This window comes from Microcoleus sp. AT3-D2 (assembly GCF_036705715.1).
Lineage (GTDB): Bacteria > Cyanobacteriota > Cyanobacteriia > Cyanobacteriales > Microcoleaceae > Microcoleus.
The window spans coordinates 1-16,406 of record NZ_JAUBVE010000107.1; the positions used below are offsets into that span (position 1 = coordinate 1).

The window sequence follows — 16,406 nt, forward strand, 5'->3', positions numbered from 1 at the left end:
ACCTCATCTTTCGCTCGAAACGCTATATGTTATTCTACCACAAATATAGTCTGTATACTTACGCCGAGCTGTACTAGCTAATGCCTACAGTGACAGAATCAACGGTTCGCGGGCGGATAATCTGGAACGGGCGATCGGCTTTTGTCAGGCAGCTTTAACACTTTATACCTTTGAGGATTTCCCAGAAGGTTGGGCAACGACTCAAAATAACCTAGCTATTGCCTACAGAAACAGAATCAACGGTTCGCGGGCGGATAATCTAGAACGGGCGATCGGCTTTTGTCAGGCAGCTTTAACACTTTATACCTTTGAGGATTTCCCAGAAGGTTGGGCAATGACTCAAAATAACTTAGCTATTGCTTATAGTGACAGAATCAACGGTTCGCGGGCGGATAATCTAGAACGGGCGATCGGCTTTTATGACGCTAATTTAACAGTTTATACCTTTGAGGATTTCCCTGAAAAATGGGCAATGACTCAAAATAACCTAGCTGCTGACTACAGTGACAGAATTATGGGAGAGAAACCTGAGAACATCAAAAAGGCGATCGAGCTTTATCACAATGCTTTAACTATCAGAACTCGCGAAGCTTTCCCACAAAATCATGCTCAAACTTTATTAAATTTAGGGATTGCATATCGAAACGTTCCCGATTTACAGCTAGCTTACAATACTTTTGCCACCGCGATTGAAACAGTAGAATACCTACGGAGTGAGATTCATTCTGGAGATGAAAGCAAACAAAAACTCGCCGAAGAATGGAATAAACTCTATCTCAATATGGTAGAAGTTTGCCTAAAGCTAAAAAACTACACCGCAGCCATATAGCAATCCTAAGTGATTTTCTATATCTGTAAAATCTGAAAGTCTTGCTATACAAGAAGTCTAGGAAGACAAGAGGGCGTTGTGTTGTGAGGCTCAAATCGGATTGCTATAGAATACGCCGAGCGCAGCAAAACCCGCAACCTCGTCGAACTCCTCGCCACCCGCGACTTATACCCCAAAGGCGATATTCCCGAAACCGTGATCGACGAACTCTCGCGCCTGCGTCGAGAAATTGATGCCGAACAGCGCCGACTAGAGAACGAACAGACAAATCGTAACAGCAACAGTGGCACAATATCGGGAGAACGCAGCCTCGAAATCGACCGCCTACAAACTACCAGCCGCGATTCTACCAATCTCACCCAATTGCGGCAACAACTCGACGAACTGCTCGTCCGCGACATCCAACCCATTGACCCCGACTTCCTGCTGACTCAAAAAGTTAAAGGCATCCTCTACAGCGATATTCAAGCCCTCACAGCAGAAAACACTGCGATCGTTGAGTGGTACATCCTGGGCGACAAATTCCTCACATTTATCATCACTCCTCAATCACCAACTCCTATAGTCTGGCAATCTTCAAAAGCCGACTTTCAAGCCTTGGTAAACTGGCGCGAGGAATATCTCAGAGATTACCAAAAGGAAGATAAAACCCAATGGCGGGAAAACCTAGCCCCTCGCCTCCAAATCCTATCTGAAATATTGCATATCAATGAAATTCTGGGGAGAGTACCGAAACACTGCGATCAATTAATTTTAATTCCCCACCGTTTCCTGCACCTGTTCCCCCTTCACGCCTTGCCGATTAGCCATGAAACCTGGCAGCGCTTTAACCCAGAAATCCAGTCTCTTGAACCCCACAATCCCTGCTTGCTAGATTGCTTCAAACAAGGTGTCCGCTATGCCCCCAGTTGCCAACTGCTGCAACAGGCACAAAGGCGAAAACGCCCCCATTTCACTCACCTATTTGCCGTCCAAAACCCCACCAATGACCTGCAATTTACAGATTTAGAAGTGCCAGCGATTAGTCAGCATTTCCAGCCCAAAGATATCCTCGTCAAAAATGATGCCAAAAAATCAGTCATAGATGACAGCCGCCTCCGTATCGCCCACTGCGCCCACTTTAGCTGTCACGGCTACTTTAACTTTAATCAACCTTTACTATCAGCATTGCTGCTAGCCGACTGCGAATTACCCCCGCCTCCCCCTGAAGAAAACCCCACTCGCTATCTACCCTTACGAAATGGCAAAACCCTCGACCTCACCAAATGCCTCACCTTAGCAGACATCTTTGCCCTAGACTTCCGAGAATGCCGCCTAGTTGTGCTCTCCGCCTGCGAAACCGGCATCAGCGACTTTAGCAGCATCAGCGACGAATATATCAGCTTACCTAGCGGTTTCCTGGTAGCCGGCAGTTCCAGTGTAGTATCGACGCTGTGGGCCGTCAGCGATTTGTCTACCTCATTTTTGATGATAAAATTTTATCAGCTTCTCAAAGCCGGGTTAAGTGTCTCCCTTGCCCTCAATACTGCCCAACTTTGGCTGCGAGATGCTACTAAAGAAGATTTGCAGGTATGGACAAAGCAACTTCCCCTACATCGCGTCGAAAAAGCAAGCCTGTACGATATGCTTAAGAAGATAAGCTCTAAAGAAATACGACCTTTTCAATCGCCCTATCATTGGGCTGCATTTTGTTCAGTTGGTCAATAGGAATCTGAGAATAATGCTCGAAGGTAGTCTGAAGAATATCCACGCCTTTATATACTTAATTAAAAATCAGCCCGATCTGTTTTTGATTGAAAATAGAGATGAAGACCTCAAACAGGCAAGTGTTAATTTCGGAGAAACAGAGGACGATCTTGCTGATAGCATCCTTGAATGGTGTGAAAAGTATCCCGACATTGAAAACGCATTATCCCTGACTCGCCAAGGATTAGATTCGGGGGAAATCCAGTTAACCAATCGCCTCCCAGGAACAACCAAACCGATAGCTCCACCGCCACCACCTCCCAAAGTTTTCAGAGAAACGCTATTAAATGCAATCCAAGAAAGTTTCCCCAACCAGTCAAAATAGCACTCATTCTCTAGCTGATGAACAATCCTGAATTGACAGGCAAACTTGCCAATCCCAAACTCACGCTGTTTGCCTTTCATTTGTGCAACAACCTTGCTAAAGGCGATAAACAACTTGCAGACAATTCTGACCATTTATGGCAGAAATGCACTGCTTTGGGACACCTGCTGCCAACAGATCCGCAGGTTGACTTTTTACCAGAAAAGCTGAGCAATAGCAACCGCGAAAATAGCCCACATAGCTACTATCTTGAACTTTACGAGTCAAATGGCGCTAGATTTGTGTCATTTACAACAGTTAGCCAACCGGATAAACTGCCCCTAACAGGTGTAATTTACCCGCTGCAACTTCATGACACTTACGCACTTGACTTCTGCCTATTTTCCCCGAATCTAACAGTAGAAATCAACCAACTGAACAACCTAAATTTTAAAGGTTGCCTGCTACCTTGCGAAATCCAAGCGTCACTAGGACAAACCCTAGTATTATTTACTAAACCTGTTGATTTTACTGGCAATTATCAAGATTTAGCAGTAGCTTGTGTAGACGCTTTGTTTAAAGATTCACAACTTGAGCAGCCAGAACCCTATTTAATCGGTGAGGGAAAACTTCTAGGTAGTCCCATTTTTGAATTTGACAATAGTCAAGAAGATCCGAGATTAAAGTGTCATATCCTAGTCTGGTTAGATACTGATGAAAAAACTTCAGAGATAGAAGCATCCGGCAATTATTACCGTCCGCTGCTCAATTTGTTATGCTGCCGGAGTAAAATTCTTTATGTTTATCACCAAGCGTATCTTTGCAATGAGGAAGCGAGAAAACTGTACAGTCAATTAGAGGAAAAAGTAGCAGAATTTAGCCATTTGAAATCAGATAGAGAGCAACGTCTGGAACAACTAGAAGGCTGGCTGACAGAACTCCCTAAAATCGGATTGAATTATGCGCGGTATTTGCGAGATATAGAACTTCACCAGATTACAATTGAAACGAATGTTGCCAACTATAGTTATTGGTTCAAAGAACTTAGCGATTGCAGCGTCAAAGACATCGATAACTTAGATTTTTTCAAAGAATTTCTTAAGGGTAGTTGCAAGACTTTTCGGCAACAGATTAAACTGAATATGAGTTATCTGGCCGCAGGAAAGCAATTATTTCAACAGATGATTGAAACAATCAGAGGCATTGTGGAAGTGGATGCTCAAAAACTACAGGTAGAGTATGAGCAAAATGAAAGAGATAGCGATCGCAATTTACAAATAACTATAGCCGTTGTCGGTGTGGGTATAGGTGTTGCGGGGGTTGTTTCCAGCAGCTACACCTTGGCTGTAGACAAACCTTGGGGTTTCCCCTCTTTTCAGCATCCTCTGCTGTCGCCTCATCCCTTCTTTATTGCCATTATAGTTAGTTGCTTAGGTGGTGGAGTCTTGGGAGGGGTTGCTTGGCTGATTGCTCGTAAAGTGTTAAAACCATCATCCGCGCAGACAAGTTTACCTAGTTCCGAAAATCAACCTCGCTCTATTGATGTGTAACCTCACTCTGCTTTCGGGTTAATTGCATTCAACCCATCGCCCGAATCAATATCTAGTCGATCTAAAGTTCTCGCATCTAGTTTCAACAAAGGCATGATTTGGTCGTATTTATGCCATTTACCTCTAGGAAAACCCCCAACAGCAAAATCAAAAAATCCATGTTCCATAGAGAATATGCCACCGCGTTCATACATTATGATTAGCGGTTCGTAGGGTTCAGGTAGAATAAATTCACTGACTTTTGGTGAATTTTTCGCGCTATCCCAATGAAGGAACCACTCGCAGGTTTTCTCAATAATACCCGCCACATAAAACGGTGTCTCTGTGAAATGAGTCTTAAGCACTTTAACCTTAGTTTCATCGGCATCTAGAGAATCAATATGAGCAGCCACATCAAAAAACGGCCATTCATCCGTACAATCTAAAGCCTTGGCCCACAGCGCAGCACGTCTCAAGTATTCTCGCAAAAGGGCAATGTGAGAGTTAACGCGACTATCGTCTGGCTCCCATTTAATTGCTAAAATTCGCTCTAGTGCAGTGTCGGTAATTGTTTTCGCAGTCATATTCTTTCTCTAATAGCTTCAAGCAACTCATCAAGATTCGAGAGGTTGTCCGCAAGCATCAGTCCTTCCGCTGACTTACCTATTATGTTAACCCAGTGGGAAAATGGATTGGGCTTGCTGGTATGAGGAGCTATATCGTGTGCTCCGAAATTCTCCGGGGTTGGCCAGTTGCCAAAACCATACATGGGATGCTCTATCCAAGCTTTAGGCGATCGATAAGGAAGTCCATCGGCCATTAGTGCTTGCTCTATATACTCATGGGCTATCAACCGTTTAAACTTGCTAAGTTCTCTCGGTTGTAGCTCACCATTTTTTGCACTTATCCATAAATCAGCAATCTCACCATCGGGTGTAAAATTACCTCGGACATGACTAATAGTATTTGTCTCATCATTGGGAATGTCAAGCTCGTGTTCCTTGATAAATATGTGTTCTTTTACTTGGCGGATAATTTGTTCAGAAATCTCTAGATAATTAGCTATTGTATACACATCATCCGTCATGGCGATAATTTCTGCATATTGACGGATTTCTTTCTGATTAGCCTCCCCAAAATATTGTGGCACTATCCAACACCATTCTCATTATTATTCTTTAACAACTTCCATCAACTCCTCAATCAAAACATCAAGGGTGCGAGCTATTTTTTGAATTGATGTGATATCAACCGTTGCTAGTCCTTCCGATCGAGCATAGTGCCTGACTGTGCTGTACGGAACCTCCGATCGATCGGCAACATCCTTTAGCGTCCATCCTTTTTCGTCAGCCAACTCTCGGATTCGGAACCTAACTAACCCCATTCTACTTGACAAACGATAAGTATCTATCTTTTTAATTCAAACACAATTGTCGATCGACAGCTAAAGAATGCTTAGTTCGATCGAGTTTTCGAGAATCCGATCTAAAACTCGATCGACTTTCGAGAAAAACCACTCAATATAAAACAACTGCCGACAGCCAAAACCGTCAACAGTTGTTTTTTATATTCAATGCGGATGGCGAGACTCGAACTCGCAAGGACATATTGCCACACGCACCTCAAGCGTGCGCGTATACCAATTCCGCCACATCCGCTCTTTCTAGCACTCTCTGGGATTTTTGCGTTACGAGTTAAAGATTCACAGGTTGAGGTTCCTGACATTTAACTTGTGACTTGCCCTTTGAGACCGCCGATTTACAATCATAGCACCACTACCAGCAAAATGTAAAATAAATTTTTGTGAACAATTTCTGCAAAACGATTATCCAGAACATACCGAAAGGCATTATTGTACAGAATATTGAGTGAATTAAGCAGCGAAGATGGGGTTCTCGAAAATTTTAATCGCTAATCGGGGAGAAATAGCTCTCCGCATATTGCGGACCTGCGAGGAAATGGGGATTGCCACGGTCGCCGTACACTCCACCGTAGATAAACACGCCTTGCACGTCCAGTTGGCAGACGAAGCCGTTTGCATCGGCCCCCCCACCAGCAGCAAAAGCTATTTAAACATCCCCAACATCATCGCGGCAGCCCTGACACGCAACGCCGCAGCCATTCACCCCGGTTACGGCTTCCTCGCCGAAAACGCCCGATTTGCCGAAATCTGCGCCGACCATCAAATTACCTTCATCGGGCCTTCTCCGGCAGCAATGCGGGCGATGGGCGATAAATCCACCGCCAAAGAAACGATGCAGCGAGTGAAAGTCCCCACAGTTCCCGGTAGCGAGGGATTGCTGGCGGACGATCGCGAAGCTTTGTCGATCGCCCGCGACATCGGCTATCCTGTGATGATCAAAGCCACCGCCGGCGGTGGAGGCCGCGGCATGAGGCTAGTCAGAGAGCCCTCGGAACTCCCCAAACTATTCTCAGCAGCCCAAGGCGAAGCCGATGCAGCCTTCGGCAATCCCGGACTTTACCTCGAAAAATTCATCGAAAGACCCCGCCACATCGAAATCCAAATCCTCGCCGACAACTACGGTAACGTCATCCACCTCGGCGAGAGAGATTGTTCGATTCAGCGCCGACACCAAAAACTCCTCGAAGAAGCCCCCAGCCCAGCCCTCAGCCAGAAACTGCGAGATCAAATGGGTCACGCTGCCATTGCCGCCGCCAAATCCATCAACTACACGGGTGCGGGCACTGTCGAATTTCTGCTTGACAAATCGGGCAAGTTCTACTTCATGGAAATGAACACCCGCATCCAAGTAGAACATCCCGTCACCGAGATGATTACAGGCCTCGACTTGATAGCCGAACAAATCCGCATCGCCCAGGGAGAAAAACTGCAAATCAAGCAAAACCAAGTAATTCTAAGCGGTCACGCGATCGAGTGCCGCATCAATGCTGAAGACCCCGATCGCAACTTCCGCCCTCACCCCGGCATAATCAGCGGTTATTTGCCTCCCGGTGGCCCCGGCGTGCGGATGGACTCTCACGTTTACACCGATTACGAAATACCCGCTTACTACGATTCTTTAATCGGTAAGGTAATTGTATGGGGGCGCGATCGACCAACAGCCATCCGCAGGATGAAACGGGCATTGCGGGAATGTGCTATTACTGGCGTTCCTACCACCCTCAGCTTCCACCAAAAAATCCTCGATTCCCCCGAGTTTCTCAGCGGCGAAGTTTACACCAATTTCGTCGAACAGTTCTTGAACCAAAACAGTCATTAGTCAGTAGTCATTAGTCAGTGGGCAGTCGGCAGTTGGCAGTTGGCAGTTGGCAACTAACCCATGCCCCATGCCCCATGCCCCATGCCCCATGCCCCATGCCCCATGCACCATGCCCGCTGACTCTTACATCATCATCGTCAGCAGCCCTTGCTGGCCGAGAATCATTTCTCGCAGCAAGCTACAGATACCCACCCAAATAATCGGCGTAATGTCCACCCCGCCGATCGGCGGCACAATCTTTCTAGTTACGGCTAAAAAAGGTTCTGTCGGCCAAGCAATCAGACTCAACGGCAACTTGCTCAGGTTCACCTCCGGATACCAAGTCAAGACGATCCGAAAAATAAACAGCAAGGTCATCACGACTAGGACAGAGCCCAGAATCCAACTTGCAACGGTAATACCAGTCATGGGTCTTATCTCGAAATTTTAAGTTTTGTTAAGTCTGCTATTCATAATTTTAACCGTTTCACAGGTGCGATCGAAAGTATAAAATTAATAAAAATCAAATTGTTGTAACAAAGGCTTTGAATCTATGACTCCTTCTCTCGCGAACTTTTTGTACAGCCTGCTGATCGGCGTGACAGTGGTAGTGATTCCAGCAACGATCGCCCTGATCTTCATCAGCCAAAAAGACAAAATCAAGCGCACCTAAAAAGTCAGCGGGTTTCTAAGTCCGGCGCTGCAAGTATATTGTGGGCTACAAGTCGGGCATTTCCCCGATCCGAGAAACCTCGGCTGCCAGCAACTGTCAAGGCAAAACCTTCAGTTGACTGCCAAGCTGAGGTTTTTTCCCGTTAAACTCATTATTATACTCACTTCCCAAGCTGAAACCCTGACCGGACGCTGCCCCAGAAAGCACAGTCGGGCTGACAGACTTAATGATAGATGTAAAATCTAACTCGTTAACATAGGAAAGACATAGGAGATAGGCTAATGGTCAATTTAGGATTGAACTGGAGCAGCCTGTTAGGGATTATCCTAGCAGTAGCAGGGGCAGGACTGTATTTTCTGCGATCGTGGCGTCCCAAACTAGCCCGAGACCACGATATTTTTTTTGCAGCAGTCGGCCTGCTGTGCGGCGGTATTCTGTTATTTCAAGGATGGCGGCTTGACCCAATTTTGGCATTCGGTCAATTTCTGCTCACCGGTTCCGCCATATTTTTTGCAGCAGAAAGCATTAAGCTGCGAGGAGCGACCACAGCCCAAGCCAAAAGTCGCGCCCAATACATAGATGAAGACCGACCGGTCAGCAACGCCTACGGTTACGACGGCTACGATGCCGACATGGAACAGCTAGAACCAGAGGAAGACTATCCGCAGCGTCCTCGGATTAGAGGCAGCCAAGACTACCGTTCCTCTCGGGAAGCCTACGACGACGAACCCCGCCGCCGCCCCTCGAATCGCAACGGCAGCGTTAACACCTCCAGGCCCGACTCGCCCGATCGATCTTCGCGCAAACGTCCCTCTCGCCCAGAAGCTCCGCCTGCCCAAGAGTCTGACAACTGGGACGTTTCAGACAACCCCGAAGAAAGACCGACCCGCAGCCGCAGCAGTCGCCCCCCTGCTTCGGAAAACCGCAGTTCCGATACGCCGCCGAGAACCAAAAAAACCCGTCCTACGGAATCATCCAGGTCTCGCCCCAGCAACCGCGACGTGGAAGCACCGCCGTCAGACTACGTGGAGTATCGACCTGTAGAATACCCGGAAGACCAACCGGATAATTCCCCCAGTTTCGACAAATAGGCAAACACTAAGTAGATGGGTGAAACTAAACATTTCTCGTGCCCGCAGGCAAAAAAATCAGTTGCGTTTATTGATGCCCATCTACTTATTCTCAGATATGAAAGTGCTCAAAAAGACTGTAAATTGCGAGGGTGAAACCCCAGACAAACATAGATATATACAAATAAAAGCTAATTTTTTTAAAAAATTATTTTGACCTACCTAATCTGTGGAACTAATCGACAGCATAATAATCTAAATATAAAATCCCCAATCTTAAATCAGCAAGATGCCATTACTCGAAATAGGAGATCCGGCTCCCTGGTTTTCCGTTCCTTCTACAAATAACCCCTTATTTCATTTCCCGACTGTTGGCGGCCGGCGAGTCGTGCTGTTTTTCTTTGCCAGCGCAGCTTTTGAACAAATCCAAGTTATCCTCAAAAGCTTTCAAGAGCTATCAGAGGAATTCCGAAGCTTGCAAGTAGCGCGGTTCGGAGTGAGCGTTGACCCAGCAGACAAAGAACAAAACAGACCGACAACAATTGCTCCGTCATTCCTCTTTTTCTGGGACTTGCATAAAACAGTCAGCCAGCAGTACGGTGTTTCCCAAGATGTCGAACAAAATGGAGTTGCCGGAGTTCACTATGCACCCCAAACTTTTGTTCTCAACGAAAACCTTCAGGTAATTAATATTTTGCCGATGGGTGAACCGCACCAACACGCCCAGCAAGTATTAGATTTTATTAAAACTTTGCCCCCAATTGAGGAAGCCCGAGCAGCCACTCGTCACGCCCCGGTGTTGGTAATTCCTAACGTTTTGGACAAAGCCTCTTGCCGCAGTTTGATCGATATGTACAAAGCTCACGGTGGCAGTCCTTCGGGCTTTATGAGGCAAGTGGACGGGAAAACAGTTGGCCTGCACGACGACACTTTTAAGAAGCGCCGAGATTTCTTTATTCAAGACGAGGATTTCCAGCGACAATTGAGTGCGATTATTTTGCGCCGGGTGCGGCCGGAAGTAGAGAAAGCTTTTCAGTTTACAATTACCAGGTTTGAGCGGTATTTGGTGGGCTGTTACGATGCTGACAGCGGCGGTTATTTTCGGCCACACCGCGACAACACTAGCAAAGCTACGCTGCACCGCAGGTTTGCGATGACGCTAAACTTGAATGTGGGAGAGTACACGGGGGGATTTTTACGGTTTCCAGAGTACGCGCCGCACGGTTATAAAGGGGATTGTGGCACGGCGATTATTTTTTCGTGTTCTTTGCTGCATGAAGCGACGCCGGTGATTAGCGGCCAGCGTTTTGCTTTGCTGTCTTTTTTCTACGGCAATGAGGATGCTGCGGTACGACAAGCTAATTTTAAGTATTTAGCTGCTGATTCAGATTCCCGAGTTGGAGAACCCGCGTGAGGCAGGTCACTACCGTGGTGCAAGTCGTGACATACTCCTACACCAACTGAGTAGAGTATGATGTAGGCTTCTCAGAGACTCCAGCTATTGCTTCGGACATTAACTGAGCTTTAAGAACGGGATGACCTACCGCCCTATTCTTTATATTTATTGCTGCATTATGATCGCGGTCAAGACCACACCCGCAATGGGAGCAATCGTGCCATCTTTCATGCAGCTTTTTCGGTACTTTTTCGCCGCAACTCGAACAATCTTGTGAAGTGTTATAGGCACATACGGTCACTACCAACAAACCAGCATTTACGGCTTTATTTGTTAATATCGACAGGAAGTTTGACCACCCAGCATCCAACACAGATTTAGCCAATCTTGTACGGGCAAGTCCCTTGACATTCAAGCCTTCAACCGCAATAACATCATATTTCTTCAATAGAGCGTTAGCAGTCTTGAAATGAAAGTCTTTACGCTTGTCCGCTATTTTTTTGTGATACTTCCCCAATTGCTTAACTGCTTTCTGCCTCCGGTTGCTGCCTTTTTTGCGGCGTGAGACTCGCTTCTGGATAGTTCGTAGGCGTTTTTGGGTTTTGCGGTAATGTTGAGGGATTGCAACAGTCTCGCCCTCTGAGGTTGTCAAAAATTCCTTCAGCCCAACATCAATTCCAGTAATCTTGTGTGGATTAAAATCTGCCTTGATTTCAGGGACTGTTGAATCTTCTAGAGAGAGCGTAAGATAGTACCCATCAGCTTTTTTGGTGAGAGAAACGGTTTTGATTTTGCATCCATCAGGTAGGTCACGGTGTAAAACAACTTTAACTTTTCCTAGCATCGGTAAGTTGATTAAGTTATTTTGTAAGCACCCGGATTTAACTTGAGGATAAGTAAACGTGCGATAACGACTGCGTGGTTTAAATCGAGGTCTACCGCTACGCTTTCCGTTGCTATCACCTTTTAGGAAACTATCAAAAGTTACCTTAACTCGCTTAACTACATCTTGAAGAACTTGAGAGTAAATCTCGGCATACCAAGGATGAGTTTTTTTGAGTTGAGGTAAGGTCTTCTTCTGGCTGTAGTAATCTGGATTATCCCGCAGTTGAGGTAAGTGGCAAACCAGAGGACAGGCATTGATGGGAGAACGGTTTTGCTCATACCAGTTACATCTATCCGCCAACAAATAGTTATACTGGCTACACATCATTGACAGCCATCTGTCAATCTCAATGGCTTGTAACTTTGTTGGACGTAATCGATACTGGTAAGAGATTCTCATTCCCTAGACCTTGTTGATTCTGCTATATGTAAGTTAACTTACTGTCAACCAGCGTGTCAATGCCATTCCAGAAAAATAATACATTCGGTGCCAAGAAACGGCTCAAACGCCCTCTAGACAAGGAAACGATCGGATTCAAAGGTTACGAAGGACAAAAAGAGAAACTTAAGGCTGTTCCCGACTGGCCTGAACGTCTCAGAGAATTTGTTGATAAATTGATCTGTGACGAAGAAAATTAAGTGGTCAACTCCGTACCTACCTTGACCCCCCTATTCATCCCACACTAACCTGATTACAGGTATAGTGTGGGGATTTCGGCGCTTTAGCTAAAATAATTACAGAAGGTAGTTAGCGGTTATCCACAAAACCTAATTCCTAGCTACCGATCGCTAAATAATAATCGATCGCCATGAATTTCACACTTCTAAGTTTAGCAGTATCGGGAATTTTAACGGTTGGGGTTGCAGCCAGCGCCAGTGCGGTTGTTACGAGGTCTCCTGTGCGGCAATCAACAGATTTAACGGAATTTAATTCGGTGCATTCCCAGGGTGCGATCGCCCAAACAGTCGAAGAACAAACCAATATTCGAGTCTACGAAAAGGCCAGTCCGGCCGTTGTTACAGTCGATACAGATAAATCTAACGGCAGCGGCACGATTATCAGCCCGGACGGCATGGTTTTAACTAACGCCCACGTTGTTGCCGCCGGCGGTACCGTGAATATAATTCTGTCAGACGGCAGAAAACTTGTCGCCGATGTCGTCGGATTCGGCGAAGACGGTCTAGACTTAGCCGTGGTGAAGATTCGCGGTCAAAACAATTTGCCCACCATTCCTTTAGCCCGTCCCGGATCGGTGAAAGTCGGGCAACAAGCATTTGCGATCGGGAATCCCTTCGGTCAATTTCAAGGTACTTTTACAGTCGGAATCGTCAGCCGCATCGACCAGCAGCGGGGCTTAATTCAAACCGACGCAGCCATCAATCCCGGCAATTCAGGAGGCCCGCTGCTCAACAGTTCAGGAGAATTAATCGGCGTCAATACTTCTATTTTTACTCGCGGTCGGGGCGGTGGCAGTATCGGTATCGGTTTTGCAATTTCCGCAGACAAATTACCCGCTTTCCTGACAGCGGTGCGAGAAGGGCGAGCTCCCCGCGTGGCTCAAGCCCGATCGCCCTTTGGTGGCAACAAATCACCTCAAAAAGTTGCGTTAAACGGGCCCGCCGTCAGCGGCCTCCTCACCGACAAGTCTAGCGTTCTGCCCACCGACAACAGCTTTTTTGACCTCTACTCATTTGAGGGAAAAGCGGGCCAGGAAATCACAATAGAAATGAAAAGTCAAGAGATTGACCCTTATTTAATTTTGCTCGGGCCCAACCAGAGCGAAATCGCGCAAGACGATGACGGGGCAGGCAGTAAAGACGCCAGAATTACAGTCAGGCTGCCAGCAGACGGGACTTACACATTAGTGGCAAATTCCTACCAAGCTAGGCAGTCAGGGGCTTATACGTTAGAACTGAAAGCGAGTGCTCCTACCGCGCCTTCTAGGGCGATTTTGCAAGAAGAAGGCGCTTTAGTCGCAGGCGGCCCAGTATTGCCGTCTGACAACAGTCTGTATCAAGAGTATACTTTTGAAGGTCGATCGGGTCAGTCTGTAGCCATTTCCCTCGAAAGTACAGATTTCGATCCCTATGTGGCTATATTTGGCCCTAACGGCAGATTAGTAGCAGAAAATGACGATGGAAGCGATTCGACTAAAAATGCTTTTCTGACCGTTACTTTGCCCGCTACGGGTCGCTATCGCGTAATTGTCAATGCTTACGATGCTTCGGGCAGGGGTCGTTACACTCTAACTGTCCGGTGAAAAGGGGTAAAAAGGTAATTGGTAATCGGGAATTGGTAATTGGTCGAATTATTCTGCTTCCTGCTTCCTGCTTCCGTGCATTCATTAAATCTTGTACACTGATCCGTTGCCGAACTTCCTTCTCCCATCCGTTAAATCCTTTACACTGATCCGTTGCCGAACTTGCTTCTTCCATCCGTTAAATCTTGTACAGTGCTCGTGGCCGAACTTCCTTCTTCGTTGCAAACCGAGGTAATTCATGCGTCAAGTTAGATTTTGGGCGATCGCGCCAATTGCTCTGGTAGCTACTTTTTCGGGCAAGCCGACTGTTTCCCTGCCCGTTTCAAATTTAAGTGGAGTTGCTAACAGTATTTCCACCCTCATTTCAGCAGAATTTCCTCAAAATTTAACTGATGCGAAGCCTGCTGGCAAGGCGGTTTTAGCTCAAGCAAGCCCCAACCCGTCGCCATCACCACAAAGTTCGCCAACTCAGAGCCCAACTGTAGAACCTCCGCCGAGTCCTGATGCGGGTTCATCTAAAGTCATCTTAGAGCAAAACGGAGAACTCAGCCCTGCTAAGTCTTCTGTACTGCCCTCTGACAGCAGTTTGTACGATGAGTATACCTTTGAAGGCACTCAGGGTCAGAAAGTGGTTGTTACCGTAGAAAGTACCGAGTTTGATACTTATCTCGCTATTTTCAACTCCCAGGGCGAGCTACTAGCAGAAAATGATGATGCGACGCAACAAAATTCCAATTCAGAGCTTACTGTTACCTTGTCTGCGAACGGTCGCTATCGCGTTATTGTCAATGCTTATGATCCGCCTCCAAAAGGTAGGGGCAAGTATAGTTTGACCGTCCGCGAAACAACGGGAAATTAGTTTGAACGAAACTTGGGAGTCAGGGCACGGCATTGCCGTGCCCCTATAATGCTGGGTCGATCGCACTACAAGCAACTACTATCCACTTTGGTAAATTCAGATGTTTCTCTGCAACTATAAATGTTATAGTCTTGCACTTATAATTTTATATAATCATGTGCGATCGATTAACCATAATATCCCGGTCGGGGCGGGTTTTTGAGATTGTCAATAATTGACAGGTATTGTTCTGAACCCGCCCCTTGTATCTTAAAAGAGTCAGTCAGGCGATCGAGCTGTCACTCAGGCGATCGTACCGACACTCAGGCGATCGTACCGTCAAGCAGGCGATCGTACCGACACTCAGGCGATCGTACCGTCAAGCAGGCGATCGTACCGACACTCAGGCGATCGAGCTGTCACTCAGGCGATCGCTCCGTCAAGCAGGCGATCGAGCTGTCACTCAGGCGATCGCTCCATCAAATAGGTGATCGCTCTATCAAGTAGGCGTAAATCTAAAGAAACAAGAAAAATGTAGCGCCTTGGTGCAAGTTTCAGCAGAAAGTGTTGTGATCGGACATCAGAAATCGGTGAAGTTGGCCCGCCCCTTAGACTTTCGCAAGTCTGTTGTGTAGATAAGCTCCCATTACTGATGACAGGCGCACACAAACACAGGCGGTATCTTAGGCTCTCGGCACCGCCCTTGAAAGCCTGCATTGACTCTCGTTAGTCTTCAATTGCCTGTCGGTTCTTTCATAAATCGGAGTATATTGGGAGCCAAAAATGACATCAACAGTCTTAGGCATAGACATCAGTAAAAAAGACTTTTATGTCTCATTGCTGACCCAAAGCCGTGCGACTAAACCCAAAAAGTTTACTAACAATACTCAAGGGTTTGAGAGTTTACATAACTGGCTCAAACAACAAAGTGTAGTCGAGATCCATGCTTGTATGGAAGCTACTAGCATTTTGGCGTGAAGCTTTAGCCGAATTCCTCTATGGGGCTGGGTTTCAGGTAAGTATCGTCAATCCGGCCCGGATTAAAGGGTTTGCTAAAAGCGAACTTCTGCGAACTAAAACCGACTCCGTAGATGCAGCACTGATTGCTCGTTTTTGTGCGGCGATGAAACCGTCTCTGTGGACACCAACCGCGCCCGAAGTCAAGGAATTACAAGCTTTGTTGCGACGGCTAGAATCAGTCACAGAAATGATGACGAGCGAACAAAACCGTTTGGAGACAGCTACGCCAACTGTTGCTGGCCTTACTCTGGCACACTTAGAGTATCTAATCATGGCAACAACAACTGATCAAAAAACTGATTAGTGACCATTTTGACCAACATCCACATTTAAAACAACAGCGTGAGCTGTTGACCTCAATTCCTGGCATTGGCGATTTAACAGCTTCTGTATTATTAGCTGAAATTGGTGAAGTTTCTGATTACGATAATGCTCGTCAATTAGCAGCCTATGCCGGTTTAACTCCCAGCGAACGCACTTCTGGGACTTCGGTTAAGGGCAAAACTCGTTTGTCCTGCACTGGCAATGTCCGACTGCGAAAGGCATTATATATGCCTGCGGTAGTGGCGATGCGTCATAACCCGTTACTCAAAGCTATGAGTGAACGATTATTGGGTCGTGGAAAGGTCAAAAT

Annotated in this window: 20 protein-coding genes, 1 tRNA gene and 1 pseudogene; 16 read left to right on the plus strand and 6 right to left on the minus strand. The window is 46.6% G+C overall.

What is annotated here, in order from left to right; all coding sequences use genetic code 11:
- Nucleotides 1–133: 133 nt before the first annotated feature.
- The 5 genes and pseudogenes from QUB44_RS31285 to QUB44_RS28450 form a co-directional block, all read left to right on the plus strand.
- Nucleotides 134–283: pseudogene (locus QUB44_RS31285) on the plus strand (tetratricopeptide repeat protein); the annotation flags it as partial.
- A gap of 51 nt (nt 284–334) precedes the next feature.
- Nucleotides 335–829, plus strand: a complete 495-nt coding sequence (locus QUB44_RS28435) for a hypothetical protein (RefSeq protein ID WP_333372713.1) — start codon at nt 335–337, stop codon at nt 827–829.
- A 195-nt stretch (nt 830–1,024) separates the two neighbouring features.
- Complete coding sequence (locus QUB44_RS28440) at nt 1,025–2,536, plus strand: CHAT domain-containing protein (RefSeq protein WP_333372715.1); 1,512 nt, start codon at nt 1,025–1,027, stop codon at nt 2,534–2,536.
- Nucleotides 2,537–2,549: 13 nt separating this feature from the next.
- Complete coding sequence (locus tag QUB44_RS28445) at nt 2,550–2,900, plus strand: hypothetical protein (protein WP_333372718.1); 351 nt, start codon at nt 2,550–2,552, stop codon at nt 2,898–2,900.
- Between the two features lie 17 nt (nt 2,901–2,917).
- Nucleotides 2,918–4,429, plus strand: a complete 1,512-nt coding sequence (locus QUB44_RS28450) for a hypothetical protein (protein ID WP_333372720.1) — start codon at nt 2,918–2,920, stop codon at nt 4,427–4,429.
- A 2-nt stretch (nt 4,430–4,431) separates the two neighbouring features.
- On the opposite strand, the gene QUB44_RS28455 is transcribed toward QUB44_RS28450, so the two are convergent.
- From QUB44_RS28455 to QUB44_RS28470, 4 genes are all read right to left on the minus strand, one after another.
- Nucleotides 4,432–4,992 (minus strand): hypothetical protein, encoded by a 561-nt coding sequence (locus QUB44_RS28455; RefSeq protein ID WP_333372723.1) that lies wholly within the window; start codon nt 4,990–4,992, stop codon nt 4,432–4,434.
- A complete protein-coding gene (locus QUB44_RS28460) occupies nt 4,989–5,558 on the minus strand; it encodes a hypothetical protein (RefSeq protein ID WP_333372726.1) in 570 nt (189 codons plus the stop codon). The genes QUB44_RS28455 and QUB44_RS28460 overlap by 4 nt, the downstream gene beginning before the upstream one ends.
- 21 nt (nt 5,559–5,579) lie before the next feature.
- The gene (locus QUB44_RS28465) at nt 5,580–5,792 is read right to left on the minus strand and encodes a helix-turn-helix domain-containing protein (RefSeq protein ID WP_006634859.1); all 213 of its coding nucleotides are present in this window, start codon (nt 5,790–5,792) and stop codon (nt 5,580–5,582) included.
- 190 nt (nt 5,793–5,982) lie between these two features.
- Nucleotides 5,983–6,066 (minus strand) — tRNA-Leu (locus QUB44_RS28470).
- 228 nt (nt 6,067–6,294) lie between these two features.
- On the opposite strand from QUB44_RS28470, the gene accC reads away from it, so the two are divergent.
- Nucleotides 6,295–7,650: an acetyl-CoA carboxylase biotin carboxylase subunit gene (accC, locus tag QUB44_RS28475; protein ID WP_333372729.1), complete on the plus strand. Its 1,356-nt coding sequence runs from the start codon at nt 6,295–6,297 to the stop codon at nt 7,648–7,650.
- Between the two features lie 123 nt (nt 7,651–7,773).
- Here the strand turns inward: accC and QUB44_RS28480 are convergent, their stop codons facing one another.
- Nucleotides 7,774–8,058 carry a YggT family protein gene (locus QUB44_RS28480; protein WP_006634856.1) on the minus strand — a complete coding sequence of 95 codons (285 nt, stop codon included), beginning with the start codon at nt 8,056–8,058 and terminating at the stop codon, nt 7,774–7,776.
- Nucleotides 8,059–8,182: 124 nt separating this feature from the next.
- Here QUB44_RS28480 and psbX point away from each other — a divergent pair, with 124 nt between their 5' ends.
- From psbX to QUB44_RS28495, 3 genes are all read left to right on the plus strand, one after another.
- A complete protein-coding gene (psbX, locus tag QUB44_RS28485; RefSeq protein ID WP_333160753.1) occupies nt 8,183–8,302 on the plus strand; it encodes a photosystem II reaction center X protein in 120 nt (39 codons plus the stop codon).
- Nucleotides 8,303–8,583: 281 nt separating this feature from the next.
- Complete coding sequence (locus tag QUB44_RS28490) at nt 8,584–9,393, plus strand: Ycf66 family protein (RefSeq protein WP_333372731.1); 810 nt, start codon at nt 8,584–8,586, stop codon at nt 9,391–9,393.
- A 268-nt stretch (nt 9,394–9,661) separates the two neighbouring features.
- Entirely contained in the window at nt 9,662–10,786 is a 1,125-nt protein-coding gene (locus QUB44_RS28495) for a redoxin domain-containing protein (protein WP_333372734.1), read from the plus strand.
- A 37-nt stretch (nt 10,787–10,823) separates the two neighbouring features.
- Here the strand turns inward: QUB44_RS28495 and QUB44_RS28500 are convergent, their stop codons facing one another.
- A complete protein-coding gene (locus QUB44_RS28500) occupies nt 10,824–12,053 on the minus strand; it encodes a transposase (protein ID WP_333372736.1) in 1,230 nt (409 codons plus the stop codon).
- 59 nt (nt 12,054–12,112) lie between these two features.
- Here QUB44_RS28500 and QUB44_RS28505 point away from each other — a divergent pair, with 59 nt between their 5' ends.
- The 7 genes from QUB44_RS28505 to QUB44_RS28535 all read left to right on the plus strand — a co-directional run.
- Nucleotides 12,113–12,292 (plus strand): hypothetical protein, encoded by a 180-nt coding sequence (locus QUB44_RS28505; RefSeq protein WP_333109038.1) that lies wholly within the window; start codon nt 12,113–12,115, stop codon nt 12,290–12,292.
- 170 nt (nt 12,293–12,462) lie between these two features.
- Nucleotides 12,463–13,914: a trypsin-like peptidase domain-containing protein gene (locus QUB44_RS28510; RefSeq protein ID WP_333372739.1), complete on the plus strand. Its 1,452-nt coding sequence runs from the start codon at nt 12,463–12,465 to the stop codon at nt 13,912–13,914.
- 238 nt (nt 13,915–14,152) lie between these two features.
- Nucleotides 14,153–14,773 (plus strand): pre-peptidase C-terminal domain-containing protein, encoded by a 621-nt coding sequence (locus QUB44_RS28515; RefSeq protein WP_333372742.1) that lies wholly within the window; start codon nt 14,153–14,155, stop codon nt 14,771–14,773.
- A gap of 242 nt (nt 14,774–15,015) precedes the next feature.
- Nucleotides 15,016–15,243, plus strand: a complete 228-nt coding sequence (locus QUB44_RS28520; RefSeq protein ID WP_333372745.1) for a hypothetical protein — start codon at nt 15,016–15,018, stop codon at nt 15,241–15,243.
- Nucleotides 15,244–15,535: 292 nt separating this feature from the next.
- Nucleotides 15,536–15,730, plus strand: coding sequence for a hypothetical protein (locus QUB44_RS28525; protein WP_333372748.1), 195 nt, complete (start codon nt 15,536–15,538; stop codon nt 15,728–15,730).
- Nucleotides 15,696–16,076, plus strand: a complete 381-nt coding sequence (locus QUB44_RS28530) for an IS110 family transposase (protein WP_333372750.1) — start codon at nt 15,696–15,698, stop codon at nt 16,074–16,076. The genes QUB44_RS28525 and QUB44_RS28530 overlap by 35 nt, the downstream gene beginning before the upstream one ends.
- 46 nt (nt 16,077–16,122) lie before the next feature.
- Nucleotides 16,123–16,406, plus strand: a 284-nt coding sequence (locus tag QUB44_RS28535; RefSeq protein WP_333372753.1) for an IS110 family transposase, incomplete at its 3' end; no start/stop codon positions are given.